This is a genomic window from Actinoplanes sp. NPDC026619 (assembly GCF_040638295.1).
Taxonomy (GTDB): Bacteria; Actinomycetota; Actinomycetes; order Mycobacteriales; family Micromonosporaceae; genus Actinoplanes.
The window spans coordinates 430813-456469 of the sequence record NZ_JBEZYA010000004.1 but is presented as its reverse complement, the minus strand read 5'-3'; the positions used below and the strand labels follow the sequence as shown (position 1 = coordinate 456469).

23 protein-coding genes and 1 pseudogene are annotated in these 25657 nt (G+C 69.4%); 15 read left to right on the top strand and 9 right to left on the bottom strand.

Features of this window, described 5'->3' with window-relative positions; genetic code table 11:
- Positions 1-77 precede the first annotated feature (77 nt).
- Complete coding sequence (locus tag AB0E90_RS12825) at positions 78-827, bottom strand: hypothetical protein (RefSeq protein ID WP_360403306.1); 750 nt, start codon at positions 825-827, stop codon at positions 78-80.
- Between the two features lie 599 nt (positions 828-1426).
- Here AB0E90_RS12825 and AB0E90_RS12820 point away from each other — a divergent pair.
- From AB0E90_RS12820 to AB0E90_RS12785, 8 genes and pseudogenes are all read left to right on the top strand, one after another.
- Positions 1427-1723 carry a helix-turn-helix transcriptional regulator gene (locus AB0E90_RS12820; protein ID WP_360403304.1) on the top strand — a complete coding sequence of 99 codons (297 nt, stop codon included), beginning with the start codon at positions 1427-1429 and terminating at the stop codon, positions 1721-1723.
- Positions 1720-2082 carry a HipA N-terminal domain-containing protein gene (locus AB0E90_RS12815; RefSeq protein WP_360403302.1) on the top strand — a complete coding sequence of 121 codons (363 nt, stop codon included), beginning with the start codon at positions 1720-1722 and terminating at the stop codon, positions 2080-2082. Before AB0E90_RS12820 ends, AB0E90_RS12815 begins: the two co-directional genes overlap by 4 nt.
- Entirely contained in the window at positions 2019-2555 is a 537-nt protein-coding gene (locus AB0E90_RS12810) for a HipA domain-containing protein (protein ID WP_360403300.1), read from the top strand. Before AB0E90_RS12815 ends, AB0E90_RS12810 begins: the two co-directional genes overlap by 64 nt.
- 95 nt (positions 2556-2650) lie before the next feature.
- Positions 2651-3157, top strand: a complete 507-nt coding sequence (locus AB0E90_RS12805; RefSeq protein ID WP_360403298.1) for a MarR family transcriptional regulator — start codon at positions 2651-2653, stop codon at positions 3155-3157.
- A 1-nt stretch (position 3158) separates the two neighbouring features.
- Positions 3159-3365, top strand: a pseudogene (locus AB0E90_RS12800) (helix-turn-helix transcriptional regulator); the annotation flags it as partial.
- Positions 3366-3508: 143 nt separating this feature from the next.
- On the top strand, positions 3509-3787 hold the full coding sequence (locus tag AB0E90_RS12795; RefSeq protein WP_360403356.1) for a hypothetical protein: 279 nt from the start codon (positions 3509-3511) through the stop codon (positions 3785-3787).
- A 49-nt stretch (positions 3788-3836) separates the two neighbouring features.
- The gene (locus AB0E90_RS12790; protein WP_360403296.1) at positions 3837-4022 is read left to right on the top strand and encodes a hypothetical protein; all 186 of its coding nucleotides are present in this window, start codon (positions 3837-3839) and stop codon (positions 4020-4022) included.
- 104 nt (positions 4023-4126) lie between these two features.
- Entirely contained in the window at positions 4127-5044 is a 918-nt protein-coding gene (locus tag AB0E90_RS12785) for an NADP-dependent oxidoreductase (RefSeq protein WP_360403294.1), read from the top strand.
- Here AB0E90_RS12785 and AB0E90_RS12780 read toward each other — a convergent pair.
- The 3 genes from AB0E90_RS12780 to AB0E90_RS12770 are packed head-to-tail and all read right to left on the bottom strand — an operon-like array spanning position 5031 to position 8906.
- Complete coding sequence (locus AB0E90_RS12780) at positions 5031-6299, bottom strand: polysaccharide pyruvyl transferase family protein (RefSeq protein ID WP_360403292.1); 1269 nt, start codon at positions 6297-6299, stop codon at positions 5031-5033. The two genes, AB0E90_RS12785 and AB0E90_RS12780, sit on opposite strands and share 14 nt — an antisense overlap.
- The gene (locus tag AB0E90_RS12775; protein ID WP_360403290.1) at positions 6296-7546 is read right to left on the bottom strand and encodes an oligosaccharide flippase family protein; all 1251 of its coding nucleotides are present in this window, start codon (positions 7544-7546) and stop codon (positions 6296-6298) included. The genes AB0E90_RS12780 and AB0E90_RS12775 overlap by 4 nt, the downstream gene beginning before the upstream one ends.
- 28 nt (positions 7547-7574) lie before the next feature.
- The gene (locus tag AB0E90_RS12770) at positions 7575-8906 is read right to left on the bottom strand and encodes a hypothetical protein (RefSeq protein ID WP_360403288.1); all 1332 of its coding nucleotides are present in this window, start codon (positions 8904-8906) and stop codon (positions 7575-7577) included.
- 588 nt (positions 8907-9494) lie between these two features.
- Between AB0E90_RS12770 and AB0E90_RS12765 the strand changes: the two genes are divergently transcribed.
- The 7 genes from AB0E90_RS12765 to AB0E90_RS12735 are packed head-to-tail and all read left to right on the top strand — an operon-like array spanning position 9495 to position 18511.
- Positions 9495-10319: a glycosyltransferase family 2 protein gene (locus tag AB0E90_RS12765; RefSeq protein ID WP_360403286.1), complete on the top strand. Its 825-nt coding sequence runs from the start codon at positions 9495-9497 to the stop codon at positions 10317-10319.
- A complete protein-coding gene (locus AB0E90_RS12760; protein WP_360403284.1) occupies positions 10316-10762 on the top strand; it encodes a hypothetical protein in 447 nt (148 codons plus the stop codon). The genes AB0E90_RS12765 and AB0E90_RS12760 overlap by 4 nt, the downstream gene beginning before the upstream one ends.
- Positions 10759-11487, top strand: coding sequence for a polysaccharide deacetylase family protein (locus AB0E90_RS12755; RefSeq protein ID WP_360403282.1), 729 nt, complete (start codon positions 10759-10761; stop codon positions 11485-11487). Before AB0E90_RS12760 ends, AB0E90_RS12755 begins: the two co-directional genes overlap by 4 nt.
- Positions 11488-11491: 4 nt before the next feature.
- A complete protein-coding gene (locus tag AB0E90_RS12750; protein WP_360403280.1) occupies positions 11492-12592 on the top strand; it encodes a glycosyltransferase family 4 protein in 1101 nt (366 codons plus the stop codon).
- A complete protein-coding gene (locus AB0E90_RS12745) occupies positions 12589-15060 on the top strand; it encodes a DUF2206 domain-containing protein (protein WP_360403278.1) in 2472 nt (823 codons plus the stop codon). The genes AB0E90_RS12750 and AB0E90_RS12745 overlap by 4 nt, the downstream gene beginning before the upstream one ends.
- Positions 15057-16184, top strand: a complete 1128-nt coding sequence (locus AB0E90_RS12740; protein ID WP_360403276.1) for a glycosyltransferase family 4 protein — start codon at positions 15057-15059, stop codon at positions 16182-16184. The genes AB0E90_RS12745 and AB0E90_RS12740 overlap by 4 nt, the downstream gene beginning before the upstream one ends.
- Positions 16181-18511: a glycosyltransferase family 4 protein gene (locus tag AB0E90_RS12735; protein ID WP_360403274.1), complete on the top strand. Its 2331-nt coding sequence runs from the start codon at positions 16181-16183 to the stop codon at positions 18509-18511. The genes AB0E90_RS12740 and AB0E90_RS12735 overlap by 4 nt, the downstream gene beginning before the upstream one ends.
- On the opposite strand, the gene AB0E90_RS12730 is transcribed toward AB0E90_RS12735, so the two are convergent.
- The 5 genes from AB0E90_RS12730 to AB0E90_RS12710 form a co-directional block, all read right to left on the bottom strand.
- Positions 18406-19569 carry a cellulase family glycosylhydrolase gene (locus tag AB0E90_RS12730; protein ID WP_360403272.1) on the bottom strand — a complete coding sequence of 388 codons (1164 nt, stop codon included), beginning with the start codon at positions 19567-19569 and terminating at the stop codon, positions 18406-18408. The genes AB0E90_RS12735 and AB0E90_RS12730 overlap by 106 nt on opposite strands.
- Before the next feature lie 85 nt (positions 19570-19654).
- Positions 19655-21121: a GGDEF domain-containing protein gene (locus AB0E90_RS12725; protein WP_360403270.1), complete on the bottom strand. Its 1467-nt coding sequence runs from the start codon at positions 21119-21121 to the stop codon at positions 19655-19657.
- 39 nt (positions 21122-21160) lie between these two features.
- Positions 21161-22189 carry a DUF916 domain-containing protein gene (locus AB0E90_RS12720; protein WP_360403268.1) on the bottom strand — a complete coding sequence of 343 codons (1029 nt, stop codon included), beginning with the start codon at positions 22187-22189 and terminating at the stop codon, positions 21161-21163.
- Between the two features lie 64 nt (positions 22190-22253).
- Positions 22254-24203: a metallophosphoesterase family protein gene (locus tag AB0E90_RS12715; RefSeq protein WP_360403266.1), complete on the bottom strand. Its 1950-nt coding sequence runs from the start codon at positions 24201-24203 to the stop codon at positions 22254-22256.
- A 129-nt stretch (positions 24204-24332) separates the two neighbouring features.
- Positions 24333-25523, bottom strand: coding sequence for a HupE/UreJ family protein (locus tag AB0E90_RS12710; protein ID WP_360403264.1), 1191 nt, complete (start codon positions 25521-25523; stop codon positions 24333-24335).
- Between the last annotated feature and the right edge of the window lie 134 nt (positions 25524-25657).

The window sequence follows — 25657 nt, the reverse complement described above, 5'->3', positions numbered from 1 at the left end:
CATCGACCGGTACAGCTACCAAGCCACCACCAGCATCAACATCGTCAGCCCAGACCCTTGACGAGCACCACCCCGCCCTAACTGAGCGGCGTTGGGACTAGGTCGTCAGCGGAGTCGTCTAGGCGCAGAGCCAGGTCCAGCAGCGCCACACTCTTGCCGCTGCCAGCTACGGCGTGAACTGCCACCTGCCGCGAAGATTTGGCTACACCGACCAGAGCCTCTAGCGGCTCTATACCATGTTCGCTGTCGCTGTACATTAGATTGAACTTAATCGACGGTTTCCGGTGATCAAGTTCATCCCGTAGCTGCCTACGGTATTCGGCTACATCGGCCGCTTCGCTGAGCAGGGGCTTCGCGATGGTGGAAGTTCCAGCAGCAATGGTGCGCAGCTCGACCAGTTGATCCGCGATCTGCCTGTTCTGGTAGGAATTTAATACCGTGCGGTCCTCAGGATCAAGTGCGGCAGGGAGTTCGCCGACAAAGAGTTCCGCCAGGTCTTGGGCCTGCGCCCGCCGCATTTTCTCGTCTTCGGTCGACAAGCATCGCGATACTTCGTCAACCAAATCATCGCTGACTTGAACGCTATTATTCATGATGAGCGCCCATATGTCAGGCTGGGCCAATAGCTTCTCAAGCCGACGACCTTCGGCAAACGACGGCTTCGGCAGCGATCGGTCTCGCTTTAGAAGTGCTCGACTAACCAACTTCTCCACACGGCTGGGTTGTGCCAGCTTGCCGAGCCCGGCCATAACAGAACTGGTCGCCTTTTTCGCGATGGCGCCTGTTACCGGGTCCATAAGCAGCCGCCCTCCAACGGTGAGGCCCATCAAGGTTGCCCGTAGTCCAAGATGGAAATCTACGCTCCGTAGGCATCTTCTCACGCCTGGCCGCTCACTAACACCTCGCCCTTCGCTCGGCCGGGGGGCGCAGTGTTCAGCGTCTAGCGCAACCCTGGAGTGGCTCGCGACGGGATGGGGGTCCTCCGCTCTAGCCAAGGCGTCTCATGGAGGTTGTCTTACCGGTTGCGTACCGAGATGGCGTCATTACCGAAACATGGATGACATGTCTGCCCTGCTCAGAGGGTGTGCGTGGGAGGCGATCTACGTCGCCCTCCGGAGGCGAAAGCGCAGGTTCGAATCCTGCCGGGGGCACGAGCTTGGGAGCTCCCTGTTCGCTGAGAAGCGCGAACCGGGAGCTCGTGTTATTTCTCCTGGGGCCGAGCCCCAGACCCCACGTGTCGTGGTTGGTCTTCGCGGGTCTTGCGCTGGAAGGGGCTTCGCCCCTGCCAACACCTCTCCTTCGGTTTCTCCTGCGCTACGGTTTTTCCTGTGCTTCGGGTTTCTTCGGCGCGCACTTAAGGGTCACGATTGTGGTCGTTAAGTCGTATAGTGGTTACTATCCTGGCCCGTAATTCTGAGGAGTAGTTATGCCTCGTCCCTCCGCGCGGGTCAGCGCCGCCGCTAAGAGCATCGGCGAGCAGTTCGTGGCCTGGCGAAAACTGCAAGGTCTCACGACTGTCCAGGTGTCCGAGAGAGCCGGAATATCCCGGACCACGCTGCGCCGTGTTGAGACCGGGGACACTGGTGTTGGCGTGCAGGCGTTCCTGAGCGTAGCCCGGGCTCTGGGCGTGCTGGATGCCATGGTGACAGCCACGGATCCATATGAGACTGACCTCGGCCGTGCCCGCGCCGACGAGACGCTGCCGAAGCGGGTACGTCAGTGAGCCATCTCCGCACCTATGTCGAGCTCTCCGGGCGAACCGTTGCCGCCGGCGATGCCCACTTCAATTTTCGCCGAGGTCGACTGACCGCAACCTTCACCTACGACCGCGACTACCTCGCACTGCCTGGGGCCTACGCCATCGACCCCGCCCTCCGCCTGACTACGGGATCCTGGCCACTACCCCAAGGACTCCCCGGGGCATTCAGTGACGCGGCACCCGACCGCTGGGGCCGAAATCTGATCGCCAAGCGCATTCGGGCCGAGGCAGTAGCCGACGGTCGAACGACGGAAGCCCGGTGCTCCTCCTTGACCGGTTCGACCGGAAGGGCCCGCACCGCGTCGGGTACATCAGCGCGATGACGCTTCTGGAAGCCCAGGACGGGCAGCCTCGCGACTACACCGAGATCGCCGAGGTTCTCCCCGAGAACAGCTCCGCAGCCGTTGAAGACCTTCGTCAGTTGTGGCGGCGGATTGCCTTCTCGATAGCCATCCACAACACCGACGACCACCTTCGGAACCACGGATTCCTCCGCCTCGGCTCCGGCTGGAGGTTGGCCCCCGCTTTCGACGTCAACCCCAACCCAGAGCTCGCGGCGCAGCGCGTGACCAGCGTGGGCGGAGCAACCCGTCCGGCTGACGAGGTCAACGCGCTCCTCGTCTACGCGGAGAGTTTCGGCCTGGCCGACGAGCAGGCACGCGTCATCCTTCGCGAGGTAGCGGAGGCCGTTGAGAACTGGGATTCGATCGCTCGCCGCAATGGGATCACGCAGGCCGAGATAGCCCGTTTCGAGCCGACCCTGAGCCACACCATCAACGCCGTACGCCTCGGCTAACCCACCCGGATCGCATGCACTGAGCAGTGAGACACGCAGCGTCGCCCTCCGGAGGCGGAGATGCACTTCGAATTCTAAGCAAGTAGGGTCGTGGGGTGAGTGATTCGGCGGCTGGCCTCAACGCGGAGCAGCTTGGGGCGTACTTTGCTCTGATCGAGGTCAGCAGCCTTCTGCAGTACGCGGTGGACGAGCACCTGCGCGCCGATGGTGATCTCAGCTACGTGCAGTTCCAGATTCTGGCCCGGCTGGTCGACGCGCCCGAGGGCCGGCTGCGGATGACCGATCTGGCCGACGGGGTCGTGTACAGCCGCAGCGGGCTCACCTATCAGGCGGGGCTGTTGGACAAACGCGGCCTGATCACCCGCTCGCCGTCGCCGGACGATGAGCGCAGTGTCATGGTGACGGTCACCGACGCCGGCCGGGCTCTGATCGCCCACGTGCTTCCGGGGCATGTCGACCGCGTCCGGCAACTGCTGTTCGAGCCGATGACCGGCACGGACCTCACCGCCCTGGGCGCCGTTCTCGGCCGTGTTCGCGACCACATGCGCGCTGATCCTCCCCGGTCCGCGAAACCTCGCGCCAGCCGCAACCGAACCGACTGAGATGGCAGCGCGAGGGATGGACCGAGCACTGCTGGCCGACTTTCTCCGGGCGCGCCGGGAGGCAATGCAGCCGGAGGATGTCGGGCTTCCCCGCGGGGCTCGGCGCCGAACCGGTGGGCTGCGGCGCGAGGAGTTGGCGGTGCTGGCCGGCATGTCGGCCGACTACTACAGCCGGCTCGAACAGCAGCGCGGGCCGATGCCGTCCGAGCAGATGCTGGCCGCTCTGGCTCGGGCACTGAAGCTCAGGCCGAGTGAGCGCGAGCACCTGTTCGCCCTTGGCGGGCACTCGGCGCCACGGCGTTCCCTGCGCGACGAAGAGGTCAGCCCGGCCCGGCGGGCAAGGCCGGTGAGATCGTCGACGCGCTGCTGGCGGTCAGCCCCGAGTTCGCCGAGGTCTGGCGGCGGCACGAGGTGGACGTCACCCACCACCACGATCTCAAGCGCTACCACCATCCGGAACTGGGCGAGCTGGAGCTGCACGCCCGGCGGCTGGTCGACCCCGACGAGGGCCAGGAGCTGCTGGTCTTCCTGGCCGAGCCCGGCTCACCGAGCGACGAGTGGATAACGAGGCCATTCACCCGGCCGCCGGTTCACGACACGCTTGATCGGTCGGACCGGGAAGGCAGGTAAGAGGTGTGGACCGAGAGCGCGCCAGCCGCGTCATGACGCGGATGATCGAGTGCCTGCCGGACTGCCCGGCGATCGTTTTCTCCCGGTCCGGCGAGGTGCTGTTGCAGACCGGCTGGAGCTGCACCGGCAGCTTCTCGTGGACCCGGAGGAGCTCCAGGTGCTGCTGGTCTTCACGGCGGCGCCCGGCTCTTCGACGGACGCGAAGATCCGTCTCCGTACGGCCGCGAGCGACTAGGGCGACTGTCGGCCGACTCACACCCCACGTTATTTGCTTCGAACTCGAAGCACGCTATGGTCAGAAAGTGCTTCGAGTTCGAAGCAGAAACCTAGGAGGCAAACATGAAGGCAATGCGATTCCACGAGTACGGCGACCCGAGCGTCCTGCGTTACGAGGACGTCGAGCAGCCCGTCGCCGGCGCCGGACAGGTGTTGATCCGGGTCGCCGCGACGTCGTTCAACGGCGTCGACGGCAACATCCGCGCCGGTTTCATGCAGGGCCCGATCCCGGTGACGCTGCCGCACACGCCGGGCATCGACGTGTCCGGCACGATCGCGGCGCTGGGTGACGGCGTCGGCGGCTGGGCGGTCGGTGACCAGGTCATCGGGTTCCTGTCGATGGTGGCCGACGGCGCGGCCGCGGAGTATGTCGTCGCTCCGGCCGACATTCTCGCTCCGGCGCCGGCCGGCATCCCCCTGGCCGACGCCGCCGCGCTGCCGACCGTGGGTCTCACCGCCTGGCAGGCGCTGTTCGAGCACGCGAAGCTGACGGCCGGCCAGCGCGTGCTGATCAACGGCGCGGGCGGGGCGGTCGGGAGCTACGCCGTTCAGCTGGCCAAGAACGCCGGCGCGTACGTGCTCGGTGTGACCGGCCCGCGCAGCAACGACCAGGCCAAAGCGGCCGGCGCCGATGAGGTCGTCGACCCCACCGCGGTGACCACGCCGGTCGACGTGGTGCTCAACCTGGCGCCGATCGAACCGGCGCAGCTGGCCGCGCTGCTCGACCTGATCCGCGACGGCGGAGTGCTGGTGAACACCACGGTGTGGATGCCCGCGCCGAGCAACGACGAGCGCGGCGTACGCGGCATCGACCTCTTCGTCCGCAGCGACGCCGACCAACTGGCGCGGTTGGTCGGGCTGATCGACTCCGGCGAATTGCGGGTAAACGTCGCCCAGCGGATCCCGCTGACCGAGCTGCCGGCCGTGCACACCCAGGCCGCCGCGGGCGCGCTGCCCGGCAAGACCGTCATCGTCCTTTGAGAACGACAGGAGAACTGCTGCTTACCACGGTGGTCAGTTCCTGTTTGGCGTCCCGGGCTCGGGCCTGGTAGGCGGGCATTCGTTCGGCGAGCTGGGCGACCACCTCTTCGCGCCGGGCGAACAGCTCGCGCAGGCCGGTGGTCAGGGTGGCGGCGTCCACTGTGGCTATGTCGTACACCCACTCGTCCAGGCCCAGGTCGTGCATGATGCCGGAGGTCTTGTGCTCGTACTCGATCGCCAGCACCGGCACCGACGCGGTCATCGCGAAGATCACTGAGTGGAAGCGGGTGCCGATGAGCAGGTCGAGGCCGCTGTACAGGGCCTTGATGGTGTGGTGGTCGAAGCTGTCGCCGAGGACCGATGCGGGGCGGCGCATCCGGGCGGCCACCCGGCGGCCGGCCACCCGGTCGTCGTCGCCCTGTCGCTCGCTGGTGACCTGGGGGACGAAGACGACGGTGGCGCCGAATTCCTCGACGGCGACGTCGGCGACCGCGGCGACCGCGCGTTCGTAGCGCTCCTGGCCGGCCGGGTCGAGCCACTGCCGGACGGTGATGCCGACCAGCGGGCGGTCCGGGGCGGCGCCGACCCGGCTTCGGATGTCGACCTCGGTCGCGGTGTCGAAGGCGAAGCCGGAGTCGACCGACCGCCGCACGTTCGCGGTCGCGCCCAACCCGGCCAGGATGCCGAGGCTGATGTCCTCCCGGGCGATCACCAGGTCGATCTTCCGCAGCACGTGCCCGGCCATCCGGCGCTGGGCCGGGGTGGCGAACGGCCCGACCGACTGGGCGTAGAGCACCGTCGGAATCCCCATCCAGCGATAGAGCACCAGCGGCTGAAGCAGCAGGGCCAGCTCGAATGTGCTCGACAGGGCGGGTTTCCCGCGCAGATAGCCGCCCCCGACACAGACCACGAGGTCGCTCCCGCGGCAGAGCCGGAGGTACTCGGTGAGCCGCCGGCCGATGACCCGGTGGTTCACGAAGGCCGGCACCCGCACGGCCAGCGCGGTCGTCGCGAGGGTGACCAGGCAGTGGCCGAGTTTGGCGGCCCGGGACGAGAACCGGTGCAGGGCGTGGTGGGTGGGAAACGGCCGGACCGGCACCGCGTCGAACGTCTCCCCGGGCTGCACCTCGTCCATCATCAGCACGGTCAGCTCCGCGCCGGGATACACGTCCCGGACATCCTGGATGAGCACGCTGAGCAGGGCGGCGTCACCGGCGTTGTGACGGGAGTAGGCGTGCGACAGCAGGATTTTCACGCTCGGACCTTCCAGACGGAGCGCCGGAGCAACGCCCAGGCAGGAATGACAAGAGAGATGGCTTCGCCGCCCACGTACGCGATGGCGACCCCGATCAGGCCGTGCGGCATCAGGAGCACCGCGAGCAGGCACACGATGCCGTTACGCAAGGCGGTGGCGGCCACCAGCGCGCCGAGTTGGCCGGTCAGCTTGAGCAGCGCGGCCGACAGGGCGGTCGGCGCGACGACGACCGCGCCCAGGCTGAGGACCACGAGGGGCCCGGCGCCGCCGGCGCGGTATTCGGGGCCGACCACACCCAGGAGGTACGGTCCGACGCCGGCCAGCACGAGCCCGCCGACCGGGGCCAGCAGCAGCATCCGAGCCGACCGTCCGGCCAGCGCCCGCAGGCTGCCCGGGTGCCGGCAACCCTCGGCGAAGGTCGCCTGGGTGACCGCGAAGATGCCCGCGTACAGCAGGTTGGCTATCTGGAACGCGATGAGGAAGTAGGCCGTCTCCTGCGGTCCCAGCGCCTGGACGATCAGCAGCGGCAGGACGAGCGGCGGAACCAGGTCGAACAGCTCGGCCACGTACGTGCGGGACGAGAAGGCGAGGTCGCGGCGGACGGCGCCGCCGTCCACCTCCGGCCGGGGACGGTAACTGAACCGGCGGACGAGGACGATCAGGCTGGTCGCGACGGCGGCGGCGGTGGCGATCCCGGCCGAGAAGAAGACGCCGTACGCCCCGAGCCAGACCAGGGCAGGCAGAACGACCAGCTTGACCGTGATCTGCAGGAGACCGTCGATGGCGAAGTTGAACCGGGCCCGCTGATGGGCGACGAAGACCGCGTCGGTGCCGACGTTGACCGCGGTCAGGACGGTCACCAGCACGAACGCGAGGAACATGGGCGCGCCGCGGAGGGCGCCGAGCGCGGGCACGAACGACGGGACGATCAGCGCGTAACCGGCGGCGACCACGATGCTCGCGCCCGTGATCAGCAACAGCGACGTGTTGATCAGCCGGCTGGGGGCATGGTTGCCGGGCAGCCGCCGGACCAGGGTCTGGTTGAGGCCGAGCAAGCTGCACAGGGCGAGCGTGCCGCAGGCGCCCAGCAGCGCGCTGGCCAGGCCGACCTGCGCGGGGGTGAACAGCCGGGCGCTGAGGGTCCAGAACAGGAATCCGCCGGCCCCGGTGACCACGCTGGTGGCCAGGATGAAGAAGGAGTTGTCGACCAGCACGTCGCGAGGACCGGCGGCCCGCGCCCGGCGCACCGGTATCGGCTGCGTTGACACCGGCCGGTCAGCCCTCACCCAGTAGCCGCGCTACCCGCCGCGCGCACCACTTGCGGAAGTGCAACGGGAGCCAGGACAGCGTCCGGGCGGCGAGGAACTGGGCGCCCAGCACCATCCGGTGCAGTATCGGCCCGGCGTGGCCGGAGCCGATGACGATCTTCGCGGTGCGGAACCACTCGAGGTGCTCGCGGACGTAGGGCACCGCGCAGGGCCCGGTCAGGGTGGCCGGCACAGTCAACTGGAGGTGGCGCCACGCCGCGCGGTGGCCGGCGTCGCCGTGCCAGGTGCCCCGGGTCAGCGCACGGCGGGCCACCGCGAGGGTCTTCGGCGAGATCGGCATCCCGACGTCAGGCGGCGCGATTCCGGCCAGCAGCAACTGGATCGTCGTCTGCTGGCACTTCTCGCACCGCCCGCAGTTCAGCCCGTCCGGTCCGCGGCCCGGCTGGTAGCAGATGGCCAGGTTCAGCCGGCCGCCGCCGTGCAGGTACGGGGCGATCACCCGGGAGATCTTGTCGAAGCGGGACAGCTCGGCCTGATCGTGCTCGACCCGGCCGCCCGACCAGCGGATCTCGTTGTCGGTGCGGGGCGACGAACCCCACGGGACGTCGACCCCGCCGAGGTCGCTGCCGGCGATGACCACCCGGGTCAGGCCCAGCACGGTGGCCACCGGGACGGTGACCGAGGTCAGCGCCAGTCCGTGCTGGACGGCGCCCCACCAACTGCCGCCGGCGAAGCCGCATTTCCGCGTCAGCGCCGGGCCGTCGATGAGTTCCTGGAGGTTGGCCCGGGCCACCACCTGTCGCCGGTCGGCGGTCAGCGCGGAGTCCCGCAGCACCCGGCAGAGCTGATCCCAGAGCGACCGGTCCTTGAGCTGGATGTCGGCGCCCCAGACGGTGACCAGGGCGCGCACCTCGCGCTGATGCTCGATCAGTGACGACGTCGAGTCGGCGCCGCCGGAGAAGAGCAGCAGCGCCGGGTCGGTCGCCGACGGCACCGGGGCGGCCGGCCCGACCCGCTCGCCGCGCAGCTCGAATCCGTCGATCTGAAAGTCCGGGTACATCGCAGCGAAGGTCGCCGCCAGCCGGTCGGCCGCGGCGGCGTACGTGGCGTCGACCCGGTCCACCTCGACCGGCACACCGAGGGCGTAGGCGAGGGTCAGGACGGTGCCGAGGGCGGGCACCACGAGCACCGCCGGGTCCAGGTCGGCCAATCCATCGAGGGCCGAGTACTCGGCCCGGAACGTGTCGTCCCGGAACCATTGGCGGGCGCCTCCGGGATCGATCGGAACTGTGAGCTTCGCACCGTCGACCTTCGGCCGGCCGAGAACAATCGGCTGCACCAATACCTCACCTTCAGGTCGCCGTTTGCGACACCGGCGAGAAATGCTTCCGGATTCGGGCCGGATGCGTGATCAGGAATCCGTCCGCGATTGTCTGCGCGAAATCCGGCGGTGGCACCGATCCGGCTTACCCCACACGTGGTCACACCGATTCGATATGAGCTTGGCCACTGCACCGATGCCCGCGCCGAGCATGGAGTAACGACGCAACACCGAGGTGGACACGGCGTACGAATGCGAAAGATGTTTCACGGCGAACCACCGTCGATGCATTTCTTCCGGCCCATGAAAGAGGTAGTCCGTCGACTGAGGTCACCCGTGCTCGCCGAGAACTACTCACAAAGGTCTTTCCGTTGCGGCCCACCGAAATCAACCGTTTGGCCAATTGCGCTGGCGAGTCGTCCGTCACTCGCATGGAGGATCCAAATCCATTCGCCGACCCCCTATTCTCTGCCAGGGGTTTGCGCCACCGAGTCGGGGCCTATCGACCCTTCCAGCGAGATCGCTATTGAATGACCGACCCTTGCAATTCCAGGGAGCTCCGGCCTATCCACTGCGGGCCGGCACGTCATTCTTCGGATGAGTTTCATGAACTTGGGAGACGCATTGCAAACGCTGTCCATCGTAATCCCGGCGCTCGACGAGGCCTTGAACCTGCCGCCGCTGATGAAGGCGATCCCGGTGCGCGAGCTGAGATCCGCGGGTTGGGAGACGGAGGTGGTGGTGGTCGACAATGCCTCGACGGACGGCACCGGCGACGTCGCCCGCAGCCTGGGCGCGCGCGTCGTGCTGCAGCCGAACCGCGGTTACGGCAATGCCTACCGGGCGGGGCTCGCCGCCGCGTCCGGTGACGTGATCGCCACGGGTGACGCCGACCTCACCTATCCGTTCGACGCGCTGCCGCAGTTGCTGCAGACGTTCACCATGAACGACGTCGAGTTCATGACCACGAATCGGCTCCTGTCCCGGAACCGGGCGGCGATGAAGCCGTCGCACGCCGTCGCCAACCGGGCGCTCAGCCGGCTGAGCCGCTCGCTGTTCCGCAACGCGGTACGCGATTCCCAGTCGGGCATGTGGATCTTCCGCGACTACGTCTGGCGGAGTCTGGACGTCCGCTCGACCGGCATGGCGTTCTCCCAGGAGATCAAGAACTCGGCGACCACGGCCGGTTTCCGCTGCCTCGAGGCGCCGATCGAGTACCGGGTCCGGTCCGGCGAGGTGAAGCTGAACGCGCTGCCGGACGGCGTGGGCAACGTCCTGCAGCTCTTCAAGCACCGGTTCCGCCGCACGGCTCGGGTGGCCGTCCTCCCCGCCGTCGCGACCTGCTCCACCGAGGACATCGCCCCCGCCCCGTCGCCGCGCGTTCCGGACACCGTCTCGGCGCCACCCGCGGAGGAGCTGAGCCGGGCATGACCGGCCGGCGGTTCGCGCGGTTCCTTGCTCTGCCGGTCCTGATCGCGGCAGTCGTGGCAGCGTGGACACCGGCCGGGCGGCTGGAACTGCGCCGCTCCTTCACCCGGATGCCGAGCGAGTACGCCGAGCTGTACTTCACCGGCGTACCCGTCATCCAGCCGTCCGGAACGACGTCGGCCGCGGTCGTCAGCGTGACCCTGCTCGATCACGGCGCAGCGGAACGCGACTTCCAGGTCCGGTTCACGCTCACCGGGCCGAGCGGCGCGGTGGTGAGCTCCGCCACCGCGCCGCTCCGTGCCCGGCCGGAGGTGCCCGCCGACGTGCTGCGGCGGTTGACGATCCCGGGCCGCGCCCGGACCGGCCGGTATCTGGTGCACGTGTCCCTGATCGGGCAGCCGCAGACGCTGCACTACCGAATAGATAGCAAAGAGGCCAAACCATGACCGAGGTGCCGCGCCGCCAGGTTGTCGTCACGACCAGTTGGGACGACGGGCATCGCCTCGATGACCGGCTCGCCGCGCTCCTGGAGAAGTACGCGATTCCCGCCACCTTCTACATCGCCCCGCGCAACGTCGAATGGAACGCGGCCGACCTGCTGTCCCCGGCGGGCGTCCGGGAGCTCGCGGATCGATTCGAGATCGGCGGGCACACCCTGTCGCACCGGCGCCTGCCGACGTTGTCCGACCGGGCGGCCCGCGACGACATCCAGGCCGGCAAAGAGGAGCTGGAGGACGTCATCGGTGAGTCGGTGACCAGCTTCTGCTACCCGTGCGGCGACTACACGCAGACGCACGTCCAGATCACCGGCGAGCTCGGCTTCACCCTCGCCCGCACGGTTCGGCGCAGCACGCTGGAGCCGGGCTCGCCCCTGGAACTGGACACCACGGTCAACGCGTACGCGCATCGGGTCGACGCGCCGCTCGCCTTGCGGATGGCCCGCGGCCGGCCATGGACCGCGGCCCGGCTGTTCCTGTCCTGGGACGAGCTGGCGATGAAGTGGTTCGAGATCTGCCGGCTCGAGGGCGGCGTCTTCCACCTCTGGGGCCACAGCTGGGAGGTCGACGCCCGCGGCGACTGGCAGCGGCTGGAGCGGCTGCTGGCGCACATCTCCGGCCACCCGGACGTCACCTACGTGCAGAACCGCGACCTGCTCGCGCTGGGCGCCTGAGCCGATGACGACGATTATGCAGATCACGCCGTACTACCCGCCGCATCTGGGCGGTCTGGAACGGGTCGTCGAGAATCTCGCCGCCGGCCTCGGCCACCGGCACGACGTGCGGGTGGTCACCACGACCATCGGATCCGGCAACGCGCCTCGGCGTTCGCGGGTCGGCCCGGTCCAGGTCCGGCGGCACCGGTCGATCGAGTTCGCGCACACGCCGCTGGCGCCGGGCCTGCTCGGCTCGCTGCTGCGCGCCCCGCGCTCGGCGGTGCTGCACTTGCACACCGCGCACGCGCTGCTGCCCGAACTGGTCGCGCTCACGGCATGGATTCGCCGCCAGCGGTTTCTCGTGCATTTCCATCTGGACGTGGACAGCAGCGGTCGGCTCGGGTGGCTGCTCCCGGCGTACAAAAAGCATGTTTTCGGTCGGGTCTTGCGGGCCGCCGCCGGGGTCATTGTGCTCACCCGCAGCCAGGCCGACTGGGTCCGGGAAACCTACCGGGTCCGCGCTGAGCGGATCTTCGTCGTCCCGAACGGGGTCGGCGCCGCCTACTTCATGGACCCCCGGCCGCTGCGGCGACCGGACGACGGTCCGCTCGAGCTGCTGTACGTCGGCCGGCTCAGTCCGCAGAAGAACGTGACGCGGCTGCTCGAGGCGATGAGCCGGGTGCAGCTGCCGATCCACCTCACCGTGGTCGGCGACGGCGAGCAGCGAGCCGAACTGCACGAACTCGCCGCCCGGCTCGGCCTCACCAACGTGACGTTCGCCGGCGCGCGCCTCGGTGCGGAACTGACCCGCTCCTACGCCGACGCCGACGCGTTCGTCCTGCCGTCCGACAAGGAGGGCATGCCGCTGGTGGCCCTGGAGGCGATGGCGGCCGCGCTGCCGATCGTGGCCACCGCGGTGCCCGGCAACACCGAACTGCTGGGTGACGTGGCGTTGATGGCCCAGCCCGAGCCGGCGGCGCTGGCCGCCGCGCTGGACGCGATCGCGGACGATCCGGTCCTGGCCGAGTTCCACGGCCTGCGCAGCCTGACCGCGGCCCGGGCACACGACTGGGACACGGTCGTCCGGCAGGTCGAGGACATTTACGCCGAAGTGCTGTCGTGAGTCCACTTGCGGCCCTTGAACAGCGCGAGTTGAGCGAGCACTCGCACTCACCCCGCCACAGTCCGTCCCGCAAGCCGCTGTCCCGGCCGGCCGAATGCCGCCGGGTGCCCGTCCCGAACAGCCACGACGACCATTCCGGCTGCCAGGGGCACGTGCACCGGAGCTCCCGCTCGATGGTCCGGGTCACGCTGAGCCGGTTCGCCGCGCGGGCCGCCCTGCTCGGCGGCACCGCGCTCGCCGCGCTGCTGGTCGCGCTGCCGGTGACACCCGCGCTGGTGATCGTGCTCGCGGGTGGCTGGCTCGCGCTCGGCGCGCCCGCGACGCTGTGGTACTCGATCAGTGCGGCGATGGTCAGCACCCGGGACGGGCGCGCGCTGATCTCGATCGGGCTCACCGTGCTGACCGACATCGTGATGGCCCTCGTGCTCAACACCACGCTGCCGGCGATCGGGTTGCGGCATCCCCTGGCGAAATTCCCGCTCATCGTCGGGATGCTGGTCGTCGTCGCCGCGCTGGTCGCGACGGCCCCGGTGAGCAGGCCACGGATCGGCAGTGGGACTCGGGTCCCGGCCGGCCTCCGCCCGGTTCTGCTCACCGGGGCCGCCGCGGTCACCCTCGCGGTCGCCGGCGCGATCCGGCTCAACAACGGCTTCAGCGGCGCGGTCGGTGTCGTCGCCCTGCTCGCGGTGGCCGCCCTGCTCATCCTGGTGTTCCGGCGCCGGGAACGGCACTCGTCGGCGGTCACCGGCATCGGGCTGTTCCTGGCCGCGACCGCGGTGCTGCTGCTGAACTCGCTGCGCGGATGGTTCGTCACCGGGCACGACATCCAGCTGGAGTACGAGATCTTCCAGCTCGCCAACATCATGGACCGCTGGGACATCAGCGCGTTCCGGGAGCCGTACAACGCCTGCCTGAGCATCAACCTGCTGCCGGTGCTGCTGTCCCGGCTCACCGGCATCCCCGGCGAGTACGTGTTCAAAGCCGTACTCCCGCTGTTCTTCGCACTGACCCCGGTGCTGGTCTACCGGTCGGTGCGCAACGTCGCGTCACAGGCCATCGCGCTGCTGTCGGCGATGTATTTCATGGCCTTCCCGACCTTCTTCACCGACATGACCTTCATGGCCCGCCAGGAGGTCGCTTTCCTGCTGCTCGGCTGCGTGATGGTGGTGGTCACCGACGCCGCCCGGCCGCTGCTCGCCCGGCGCGCGATCGTCCTGGTGCTGCTGCTCGGCATCGTGCTGTCGCACTACTCCACCACCTACCTGGTGCTGGTGACGTTCGGGCTCGCGCTGGCCATCGATTACGGCGGCCGGCTGGTGCGGCGCGCCCGGCACCGGCCGCCGGCCACCACCACCGGCTTCATCACCTGGTGGATGGTCGCTCTGGTGGCCGCGGGCGCGGTGGCCTGGACCGGGCCGGCCACCGATACCGGCGGTCAGGTGCGGATCACCCTCGCCACGACGGTGAGCAACCTGCTCGGCAAGTCCAGCGCGACCGGCTCCTCCGACACCAGATACAGCCTGTTCGGTGGCGAGAAGATCAGCTCGGAGCAGCGTCTGCGCGACTACCTCGCCTACACCGAGGAGCAGACCGGCGCCGAGCGGGCGGCCGGCGCGTACCTGCCGCTGTCGGCCATCGACGCCAACCCGATCAGCGTGGTCGGAGAGTCGGCCATGCCGCTGACCGGCTTCGGATCGTGGCTCGACCGGATCGGCGTGAACGTTCCGCAGTTCAACGGCGTCGTCCGGCAGGGCGCGGCCGGGCTGCTCCAACTGCTGTTGCTGGTCGGCCTGGTCGCGGCCACGTTCGCCCGGCGCCGGACCTTCCGGGCGCCGCCCGACCAGATCCGGCTGAGCACCGGCGCGCTGGCCATGCTGGGCGTGCTCACCGTCCTGCCGCAACTGTCCGTCGACTACGGCGTGCTACGGGCCTTCCAGCAGGGGCTGATCTTCTTCGCGCCGTTCGTCGCGGCGGCCTCGGTCTGGAGCTTCCGCTGGACCACCACGCGGCTGTCGGTACGGCTCGCATTCGGCCTGGTGCTGGCGTTGTTCCTGGACCTGACCGGGGTGGTGCCGACGGTGCTGGGTGGTTATCCGGCCCAACTGCAACTCGCGAACTCCGGGCAGTACTACGACATCTACTACGTCCATCCCGAGGATCGCAGCGCCATCAGGTGGCTGGACGAGCACACGTCGACGGCCGAGTTCCGGGACGCGCACAACCAGCTGCAGAACCCGTACGCCTTCGCCAAGATCCGCTCCCTGTCCAGCCCCAGCGCGGCGGGCGACATCTTCCCGACGCTGATCGGCACCGGCAACTACGTCCTGCTGAGTTACGCGACCGTCCACAAGGGAGAAGCAACCGTGTTCTACCGCGGCGACGCCGTGACCTACCGATATCCGTTCGGCGTGCTCGACTCGACCAAGAACAAGATCTACAGCAGTGACGGATCGGCGATCTACCGATGAGGGTCCTGCTCGTCAGCCATTACTACCCGCCGCACGTCGGTGGCATCGAGAACGTCGTCCACCAGCAGGCGACCCATCTGGCCCGGCAGGGCGCCGACGTCACCGTGCTCACCAGCGGCCCGCGCACCGCGACCGCGACGGACGACGGCGTACGGGTGATCCGGCAGGCCGCCTGGAACGGCGTCGAGCGGCGTACCGGCGTGCCGTTCCCGGTCTTCGGTCCCGGCCTGCTGTCCGCCGCCAGGCGCTGGGCGCTCTGGGCGGACGTCGTGCACGTGCACGACTGCCTGTACATGACCTCCTGGGCGGCCGGCACAGCCGCGGCGCTGACCCGGACGCCCTACCTGCTCACCCAGCACGTCGGGCTGGTCGCGCACCCGTCCGGCCTGGTCCGCGGCGTGCAGCGCGCGGTCTATCGGATCGCCGGCCGCCCGCTGCTGCGCCGGGCGGCCGGGGTGATGGTCGTCAACGGCAAGGTCGCCGACTTCGTCCGCCGCCAGGGGGTACGCCACGACGACGTGACGCACTTCGCCAACGGTGTCGACTCGGCGCTGTTCCAGCCGGCCGGCTCCGATGCCGACCGGATCGCCCTGCGGCAGCGCCTCGGCCTGCCGCCCGACCGGTTGCTGGTGCTGTTCGTCGGGCGCCTGGTCGAGAAGAAGGGCTACGACCTGCTGCTGAAGGCGGCTGATCCGGCCTACGACCTGGTCTTCGCGGGTGATGGCAGCGACCTGCGGCTGTTCGACGGGCGGCCCGGCGTGCATCACCTGGGCGCCCTCCCACCGGCCGAACTCGCCGACGTCTATCGCGCCTGCGACGTCTTCGCGCTGCCGTCGGAGTCCGAGGGGTTCCCACTGACCGTGCAGGAGGCGATGGCCAGTGGCCTGCCCGTCGTCACGACCGACGACCCCGGTTACGCGCCCTACCGGCTGGCCCGCGAGCACGTCACTCTGCTCCCCCGGGACGCCGGGCGGTGGCGGGCGGCGTTACGGTCGATGGCCGGTGACGCCGCCCGGCGGGAGCGGGCGGGCGACTGGTCGCGGCGGTTCGCGGTGGCGAACTTCGCCTGGGATGAGCACGCCACCGGACTGATCCGCACCTATGACCTGGCCACGCGATCGTGAAGCCGGCGATTCTGCTCGCAGCGCCGTACTACCCGCCGCGGACCGGTGGGGTCGAGAACTACGTCTGGAATCTCGCGCACCAGTTGCGGACCCGGCACGACCGGCGGGTCGTGATCGCCACCACGGCGGGCGCCGGGGAGAAGACCGGTCGCTTCGACGGCGAGCACGGCCCGGTGTACCGGCTCGGCGCCCCGATGCGGTTGTCCAACACCCCGGTCGGCCTCGGCTGGGTCCGGGGCCTGCGGCGGATCCTCCAGGCGGAGCGGATCGGGCTGGTCAACGGGCACGCGCCGGTGCCGATGTTCGCCGACGCGGCGGCCCGGGCCGCCGGCGACACCCCGTTCGTCCTCAGCTACCACACCGGCCGGATGCGCACCGGCAGCATGCTGGCCAACGCGGTCTGCGCGACCTACGAACGCACCGTGCTGGCCCGGACCGCGGCACGGGCCCGGCAGATCATCTGCGCGTCCGACTATGTCGCCGCCGATCAGCCCGAGTTGTTCGCCGGCCGGTCGACCGTCATCACGCCCGGCGCCGACCTCGGCCTGTTCACCGCCGGCCCGGTGCCGGCCGGGCCGCGGATCGTCTTCGCCGCGTCACTCGAGCCCGGCACCGCCTACAAGGGACTCGCCGACCTGTTCCGGGCGGTCGCGCTGCTCATCCCGGGCCTGCCCGGCGTGCACCTGGACGTGCTGGGCAGCGGGTCGGCGGCGGCCTCCTACCAGGACCTGGCCGGCCAACTCGGCCTGCAACGGCACGTCACCTTCCACGGCCGGCTGGAGGGCCGGGCGCTGGCCGGCGCGTACGCCCGGGCGCGGGTGCTCGCGCTGCCCACGCACTACGACAGCTTCCCGACCGTCATCATCGAGGCGATGGCCTGCGGCCGGCCGGTCGTGTCGACCCGGGTCGGCGGCGTTCCCTCCCTGGTCACGCACGGCCGCAACGGACTCCTGGTGGAGGCCGGCGACATCCCGGCGCTGGCCGAGGCGCTCGGCGACGTGCTGCGTTCGGACCGGCTGGCCAGGCAGCTGGGCGAAGCCGGACGCCGGCACGCCGAACGGGAGCTGTCCTGGGAGGTCCAGGGCGACCGCACCGTCGAGGTCTTCGACCGGGTCCTGGACGCTGAGCGACGGGTCCGCACGGTGGCGGTGGTCGCGCCCTACTTCCCACCCAAGATCGGCGGGGTGGAGAACTACGCCGAGCGGGTCGCCGCCGCCGTCCACGGCTCGCCGGAGATGCGCGTTGTCGTCATCACCACCAACACCGCCGGGTGGCGCAGCACGCTGGACGTCACCGGCGGGGTTCCGGTCATCCGGCTCGGCACCTGGGCCCGGCTGTCCAACACGCCGCTGAGTCCGTTGTGGCCGATGCAGCTGCGACGCCGGCTGCGCCGCTTTCACGTCGACGTGATCAACGTCCACCTGCCGGTTCCCGGTCTGGGTGACCTGGCCATCGCCGTACGCGGCAGACGTCCGGTCGTGCTGACCTATCACGCCGGATCCATGCGCAAGGGCAAACCCCTGGCCGACGCCGTGATCGCCGGGTACGAACAACGGGTGCTGCCCCGCGCGTTCGCTCGCGCCGGGGTGCTCGTCGCCGTCTCGCCGGCATCCCTGGCCTCCGGATATCCGGGTGCGGTCCAGATCACCCCGGGCGTCGACCCGCACCGGTTCACCGCCGGGCCGCCGCCGTCCACCCGGGCGCGGACCCTGATCTACGTCGGGCGGATGGACCGGTCCTCCGCCTGGAAGGGGGTGGACGTGCTGGTTCGGGCCTTCGCCGCGATCGGTGACCTCCCCGGTGTCCGGCTGCGCCTGATCGGCGCCGGTGACGCCATCGCCGACCTCGCCGGCCTGGCCCGGCAGCTCGGCGTGCTCGACCGGGTCGACTTCGCCGGCGAACTGCGCGGCGACGACCTGGTCGCGGCGATGCAGGAGGCCGCGGTGGCGGTGCTGCCGTCCCGATCGGCTGCCGAGTCCTTCGGGATGGCGTTGATCGAGGCGATGTCCTGCGGCACCCCGGTGATCGGCTCGGACATCGGCGGGATTCCCTACGTGCTCACGCACGACGTCACCGGCCTGCTCGTGCCGCCCGATGACGCCTTGGCGCTGGCCGGCGCCTGCCGGCGGGTCCTCACCGACGGCGCGCTGGCCGACCGGCTCGCCGACGCCGGGCGGCGGCACGCCACCCAGTGCTACGCCTGGGCGCCGTTGATGGACCGCTACCTGGGGATCTTCCGGTCGTTGGCGGCGCCCAGCCCGCTGATCGCGGCGCGGAGCGCGGCGAACGCCGGTTTGGCCGAGCCGTCGGCCCGGCGCAGCCCGTAGAAGTTCTCGTTCGACGAGCGGTCGGTGCTCAGGTCGCGGTCCGCGTACCAGACCAGCGCGGCGACGTGCGGGGCGGCCGACGCGGCGCGCACCGCGTCCGTCGCGATCTGGGCCTGCCGGTTCTCGGTGACGTGCGTCGTGCCCGGCTTGATCGACACCAGGCTGCCGTCGGACGGGCTGCCCGGTCCGCCGGTGGGCGCACCGATCTCGGTGACCCAGATCGGCATCTGCGGAGTTCCGTGGCCGCTGAGCACGCTACGCAGGCTGTTGGTGCCGCTCTCCATCCGCTCCCACGGCGTGCGGAAGCTGGTGCGGGCGCTGCTCAGATACGGATAGGTGTACGGGTGGTAACCGACCGCGTCCACCACCCGGTTGCCGCCCAGCGCGGACACCCGCGTCAGGAACTCGGCCTGCGAGATGTTCCGGCCCCTGGTCGATACCGACGCGAGGCCACCGAAGACCAGCTTCGCCGCCGAATCGGCGTTCCGGACGGCCTTCGCGGTTGCTTGCAGCAGCGCGTTGTAATCCGCCGGGGAAGGCGCGGGCAGCCAGAAGGAGCCGAGGTTCGGCTCGTTCCAGATCTCCCAGGTGTGGATGCCCTTCGCCGCATACCGGGCGGCGGCTTCGCCGGCGAACATCGCGAACTCGGCCGGGCGGGCCGGGGCGCACGATTGCAATTTGCAGTTCGCCGGGCGGGCCCAGGGTGGCGTGTAGGCGAGCACCGGCAGGATCATCAGATGCCGCTTGTTCGCGGCGGCGACGACCCGGTCGAACAGCTTCCAGTGCCGAACGTCGCGACCGTCGTTCTGAATGTTGTTCCAGGACAGGTCGGCCCGGATCCAACCGGCGCCCAGCGACACCGCATCGTCCAGAGCGGCGGACAGTTCGGCATCGGACATCCAGACGAGACTGTCACCGTATGAGACACCGACCTTCAACGAATGGGTCGGTGACGTCTTGGCCGTTGAATTACTTTCGGTCAGATTGAGCGTCAAAAGTGACAAGATCACAATACTCGCAAGAATGAATCTTCCGTGCCAACTCAGGGCCCGCGCCATGCAATAAAACCTATCTTGGCAGTTCGCGCATATGTGCCTGGATAATGGATTTCAGCATAGCCGAGACGACCATTCCATCAGTGTTCTAGGCCGCGACTACGCGCTCATTGCGACGGAAGGTGCCCTTGCCTGCGTCCTTCACCTCGTACAGGGCCAGGTCGGCCTCGACCAGCAGCCGATCCAGCTCGTGCCCCGGGCCGCGGCACACGGCGATGCCGACGCTGGCGCGCACGCACAGCTCGCGGCCGGCCACGATCATCGGCTGCCCGATGTCGTGCAGCATTCGCGCGGCCACCTCGTCGGCCTGGTCGGGCTCGAGCAGCGCGGGCAGGATGGCCACGAACTCGTCGCCGCCCAGGCGGGCGGCGGTGTCCTCGGCTCGCACCGCGGCGGTCAGGCGGCGGGCCACCTCGATCAGCAGGGCGTCGCCGGCGGCGTGCCCCATCGTGTCGTTGACCTGCTTGAAGCCGTCCAGGTCGAGCACCAGGACCGCGGTGTGGAGCTCAGCGGCGGCGAGTTCGGCGGCGGCCCGGCCGTAGAACGCGGCCCGGTTGGGCAAGCCGGTCAGGGCGTCGTGGTCGGCCTGGTGGCGGAGGCTCCCGATCAGGCTGCGGATGGTGGCCAGCATGAGCAACTGGCGCAGCATCGCCACCGCCACGGCGGTCAGCAGGAACCAGACCAGCACCGGGGTCAGGGTGCCGGTCCGCACGTAGGACCGCAGCACCTCGGCCAGGGCGAGAACCACCGGGATGTACGGCAGGATCGGCCAGATGCCGGCGAAGACCCGTTCGCCGGTGCGGTCGGCCGACGGGAGCACGGTGCGGCTGGCCAGGCCGATCAGGAGCGTCGCGACCAGGTAACCACCGCCCGCGCCGGTGGCGTACCAGTGCAGGTCCTCGGTGTCGTTATGCACCGCTGTCCCGGCGGCGAGGGCGAAGATGCCGAGGCCGCCGGCGAGCAGGCGCAACGCGTAGCCGTTGGGCGTGGGCGCGCTGCGCGACATCAGGACCAGCGCCAGCGCGGCGGCGAGCGCCTCCACCGCCATGATCACGGCGAACATCAGAAACGTGCCGGGTTCGAGGTCGCCCTGGGCGCCGCTGAGGATCTGTTGCCAGGCCAGCGCGTACAGCGCGCCGGCGACCGCGGTGACGTCGAGCGCGAGGGTCAGGCGGGCGGCCAGGTCGGTCAGCCGGGGCGAGGCCAGCACCAGCGCGCCGGTGGCGAGGACGGCTGCCAGCAGCGACAGGCCGTCGCCGGCGCTCTCGGGCGGGTGGCCCAGCACGGCGGCGGCGATATAGACGAGGTACGCGACGCCGAAGGTGACCGCCGCCACAGCGCCGAGCCCCCAGCCGGCGCGGAGCCGGCCGCGGCCCACGCGGGCCCACCGCAGGAATCCGGCGGCCGCGAAGAAGCCGGTCACCGCGATCGGGACGCTGGTCACGACGATGCCCACCGGGTCGCTCAGGTGCGGCAGCAGGAACTGCAGCACGACGCCGGCGAGCAGGACAGCGGCGACGCGCGGCAGGATCAAGCGCTTCGGCCGGTTGCCCACCTGTTTCCGATCGGCACAGGCGTACCGGAAATGAGCTGGCTAGGCCTGGGTGTCGGCCTTCTCACGCAGGGCTTCGGCGACCGCCTTCTGGACCCTCTCCGCCTCTCGTTCCCGGCGGCGGGCGCGATTGCGGCGGCTGATCACCACCGCCGCGACGATCAGCGCGATCACCACGAGGATCAGCAGGATCAGCGACCAGGAGATCGCCGCGAAGTGGGTGCTCTCGCGAACCGCGGGTAGCGACGACGTGCTGCCGGACGCGTCGGTGGCGATCGGGGTGAGCGTGACGGTCGCGGTCAGGTCGATCGCGGGGGCCACGCCGTGCACCGGGACGCTGAACTTCCAGGTCTCGCCGGGCAGCAGCTCCGGCGGTGCCGCGATCTTGGCGGCGTCGGTGCCGAACATCGAGAACGGACCTTCGATGCGTACGGCCTGGGTCGCCGAGAGACCGGTGTTGCCGGTGTTGTGAATGGTGTAGCTGACCGTGGCGTCGCCGTCGGCGAACGGGTTGCCCGAGCCGGTCCAGTCGACCGCCAGGTTCTCGATCGACAGCGCCGGCTTCAGGTCGCCGCCGACCCGCAGCTTGATCCGGATGCCGAGGCGCCGTTCCACGTTGATCGTCTCGGTGCTGCTGGGCTGGGTGAGCGAGGTGAGGATGCCACCCACGTAGTCGCCGGGGGTGGCGTTCGGCGGCACCGTCACCGTGAACGGCACCGGGACGGCCTGCCCGGCCGGCACCGCGACGGTCGTGCCGGCCGTCTTGACCCACAGGCCGATGCCGGTCGCCTTGGTCTCGCGGTTGCGCAGGTCGAGCTGGCCGGTGCCGGTGGTGAAGCCGTCCGCGGTGTAGACCGCCAGGCTGAGCGGGATCTTGCCGCGGTTGGCGACGACCATGGCGTCCTTGATCGTGCCGCCGGGATTGACGGCGTAGCTGTAGCTGGACCGGTCTTCGCCGTAGCCGTTCGAGGCGGTGCGCACGGTCCAGGTGACATCGCCCCCTTCGGCGAGAGCGGGCGTCGCGCCCAGAACCACAAAGGCGGCCGCCACTGCGGCAACAAAGGTCTTCATCCGGCGAATCCTTCAAAAATGGGTGTGGCGGGCGCCGGTGAAACGGCGCCCGCCACACCGAAGGTCAGCTGCTCAGAGCAGTGATGGTGAGGGTGGTGCGGTAGGCGCCCTGGGCGGCGCTGCCCGGGATCTTCAGATCCAGGTCGGCGCCGAGCTTGGCGGTGCCACGAGCGTGGCCCTGGTCGGCGTAACCGAGGCCGCGTGCGACGGCGAGACCCTGGCCGCCGTCGTCGTAGCCGGAGCCGACCGCGGCACCGGCCTTGGCACCGGCGCCGGCCGTGACGACCTTCGGGGTCCAGCCCAGGTAGGAACCGGCGAAGGTCTTGTCGGCGTCCTTGAAGTCACCCACGCCGGCCGAGATCGACCAGGGTGCGAGCGACCGGCGGCTGTCCGACACCACGATCGGGTTGATCGAGCCGGTGGCCTCGAAGTAGTCCGAGTGGTCCACCGCGGTGCCGAGGTCGACCAGGCCGTTGTAGCCGTCGATCGTCCAGCCGAACTCGCCGGGGGCGCCGGTCGGCACGTTGACCTGGATGGCCTGGCTGTCGCCGTGGTACGGGTGCACCGTCACCTTGTCGACGATCGAGCCGACCGCCTGGCCGGTCTCGGCGCACGGCGACTTGGCCAGCTCGACGGCCGCGTTCGGCGCCGCGCACGTGCCGGAGCGGAGGTCCTGCACGACCAGCTTGTCGTTGCGGACCTGCACCTTGACGTACGACCGGACGTGCTCCTGGTTCTGCACCGAGTTGTACCAGTACTTGCTCGGGTCCAGCGGGTCGGCGCCGTTGCCCGCGCCGCTGGTGCCGGTGCTGTCCGGAGAGGTGATGTCGTAGTACTTCGAGCCCGAGGCCGAGTTCGCGGTCACGTAGAGCACGCCGCCGGGGCCCGGGTAGACGTCGGCCGCACCGGGCTGCTCGGTGGCGTCGGCCTTGGCGCCGTTCTTGATCAGGTAGCTGCGCGAGTAGCTGTGGTCGTGACCCTGCAGAACCAGGTCCACACCCAGGTCGGAGAACTTCTGCGAGAAGTCGACGCGACGGATCTTGTTGTCGGCGTCCTTGGCGTGGTCGGCCGGCGAGTAGATCGCGTGGTGGTAGACCAGCACCTTCCACTTGGCCTCGGCGCCGTGCTGGTTGATCACGTCGGTGACGTAGGACAGGTGGGCCGCGTCGCCGCCACCACCCTGCGAGGTGGCGTAGCTGTTGCTGTTCAAATCGATGAAGAGCGTGTCCTTGTAGATGTACCAGTAGTCGCCGCCGGACTGGGCCCCGGTCGCGGTGCCGGACGAGTAGTACGCGCCCGACCGGTCGGTGTTCGGCGTGTAGAGGTGCTGCTCGTACGCCTTGCCGCCGACGTCGTGGTTACCGATGGTGGCCGCCCACGGGTAGGACTTCAGCTGAGTGGGGGCGAGGAACGCGTCCCACTGCGACTCGGTGTTGGCCGTCTCGACCTGGTCGCCGCCGGACACCAGGATCTCGGCGTTCGGGTTGGCGGCGAGCGAGACGTTCACCGTGTCGACCCAGCCGGCCTGGTCCTTGGCGGTGTCGCCGGAGGAGCCGATCTGCGGGTCGCCGTAGAACAGGAAGTCGTAGTCGCCCTCGAAGGACTGCGTCTTGAAGGCGTACGTCGGCGACCAGTTGCCCTCGGAGCCGACCCGGTACGAGTAAGCGGTGTTCTGGGTAAGGCCGGTGATCGTGGCGTGGCGGTTGTAGCCGCCGCTGGTGGCGATGTTGGCCGCGCCGGAGCCGGCAAAGGTCACGGCGCCGGCCGGGAACGAGGCGGTCGGCGCGACCTGGACCTGCTGCGCCGTGTCGGCCGACGAGTACCAGGTGACGATGCGCTGGGTCTCGTTCGAGCCGACGCCCAGGATGATGCCGGAGAGCGTGGCCGTGTCGGCGGCCAGGGCCGGGGCGGCGAGTCCACTGCCGACGGCCAGCCCGAGGCCGAGGAACGCCGCGGCGGTCGTGACGACCACGCGGCGCCGCATCGACCCGGAGAGCGAGTTGCTCGTTCTCATCGGTGTTGTTTCCCCTTTATCTGATGAGATCTCTGCCGTTTTTCCTGATAGAAGGTCAGGAACGGCTTGATCAAGTTCGCGGTACTCGATGAACCCGATGTGAATGCGGGTGTTCGGGGTGATGGATCTTCACGAAAGACCGGCGACACGCTGGGCGAACCAGATCAGCCCCATCAGCGACACCCCGGCGGAGACCACGCCGGTGACCCAGAGACCGGCCCGCGGCGACCGGCGGCGCAGCAGCATCAGCGCCGGAAAGATCAACGCGATCAGAGTCAGCTGTACGACCTCGATGCCCACGTTGAACACGAGCAGCGACCACAGCAGGGTCCACGACCACGCCTGGTTGATGCCGAGCGCGCCGGCGAACCCGAGGCCGTGCACGAGTCCGAAACAGAACACCACCGCGAGCCGGGTCCACCCGGCCCGGTCGAGCGCGAAGTGCCCGCCCTCGACGGAGAGATCGGTCGCCTGGTCGCCGCGCCGCCAGATCCGGAACAGATACCAGCCGGCGACCACGGCGATGGACAGCGCGATGATCGGCTCGACCACCGCGCCCGGCACGTCCACCACACCGAGCGCGGCGAGCATGAACGTCACCGAGTGGGCCAGGGTGAAGCTGGTGGCGGCCAGCACGATCTCGCGCAGCCGCCGGGAGCCGGCGATCAGCGCGAGCAGGAACAGAATGTGATCGATCCCGGTGAGCAGGTGCTCGGCGCCGAGCCGGAAGAACTCCCAGAACCGCTGGTACCAGGTCTGTGCGGTGGAGAACGACGGCTGCTGGGCATCGAGCGCGGCGCTGCCGGTGCGACCGTCCAAATCGTACGTAACAATGGTTTTCGTGCCTTTGACGTAGCCCTCGCCGTCGGGGAAGAGGCCGCTGCGAATCTCGTGATCAGCCGAGCGGGGGCAGGCCCAGTCGAGCGTCAGGCCGGTGTAGGGCACGCCCTCGCGCTGGCCGATCGTGAAGGCGCCGACCTTGGCAGGCGTGCAGCCGGCCACCGAGAAGTGCCTGCTCACATAGCTGACCGCGGCATCGGCATGCTTCTCGAGCGCCGCCACCTGAGCGCCGGCGTCCTCGGCGTCGAACGCGGCAGTGCCGTCCCGGAACAACGAGTCGTCGTGTGCGAAATCCGCGGCCGAGACGACGAACAGGTCGTACTCGAGCTCCAGCGCCGTGCGCACGTGCCCCCGATCACCGGCGGTGACGTCGAGGTAAACGGTTGACGAAAAACCGTGCGCGACCGCAGGATCGGCGCTGAGCAGGGCGATCGCCGTGGCGACGACCGCCAGGACGACCGCGCGGACGGGGCGGGACATGCGACTCCTTCGGGTTCGGCGAGTGCACGCTCCCTGCCCCGGGTGAACAGGATCGGGCCGTCCGGAAAACCCCGGAAAACAACCGGCCAAGATCAAGTTTTAGCCGTACGCTCCCCGCCCGGCCTGCGATAAGA

Excerpts from the sequence above, each read along its gene's own strand:
- AB0E90_RS12825 (WP_360403306.1), bottom strand. The coding sequence starts at position 827 with ATGGGCCTCACCGTTGGAGGGCGGCTGCTTATGGACCCGGTAACAGGC.
- AB0E90_RS12820 (WP_360403304.1), top strand. The coding sequence starts at position 1,427 with ATGCCTCGTCCCTCCGCGCGGGTCAGCGCCGCCGCTAAGAGCATCGGC.
- AB0E90_RS12785 (WP_360403294.1), top strand. The coding sequence starts at position 4,127 with ATGAAGGCAATGCGATTCCACGAGTACGGCGACCCGAGCGTCCTGCGT.
- AB0E90_RS12765 (WP_360403286.1), top strand. The coding sequence starts at position 9,495 with ATGAACTTGGGAGACGCATTGCAAACGCTGTCCATCGTAATCCCGGCG.
- AB0E90_RS12760 (WP_360403284.1), top strand. The coding sequence starts at position 10,316 with ATGACCGGCCGGCGGTTCGCGCGGTTCCTTGCTCTGCCGGTCCTGATC.
- AB0E90_RS12755 (WP_360403282.1), top strand. The coding sequence starts at position 10,759 with ATGACCGAGGTGCCGCGCCGCCAGGTTGTCGTCACGACCAGTTGGGAC.
- AB0E90_RS12750 (WP_360403280.1), top strand. The coding sequence starts at position 11,492 with ATGACGACGATTATGCAGATCACGCCGTACTACCCGCCGCATCTGGGC.
- AB0E90_RS12740 (WP_360403276.1), top strand. The coding sequence starts at position 15,057 with ATGAGGGTCCTGCTCGTCAGCCATTACTACCCGCCGCACGTCGGTGGC.
- AB0E90_RS12730 (WP_360403272.1), bottom strand. The coding sequence starts at position 19,569 with ATGGCGCGGGCCCTGAGTTGGCACGGAAGATTCATTCTTGCGAGTATT.
- AB0E90_RS12720 (WP_360403268.1), bottom strand. The coding sequence starts at position 22,189 with ATGAAGACCTTTGTTGCCGCAGTGGCGGCCGCCTTTGTGGTTCTGGGC.
- AB0E90_RS12715 (WP_360403266.1), bottom strand. The coding sequence starts at position 24,203 with ATGAGAACGAGCAACTCGCTCTCCGGGTCGATGCGGCGCCGCGTGGTC.
- AB0E90_RS12710 (WP_360403264.1), bottom strand. The coding sequence starts at position 25,523 with ATGTCCCGCCCCGTCCGCGCGGTCGTCCTGGCGGTCGTCGCCACGGCG.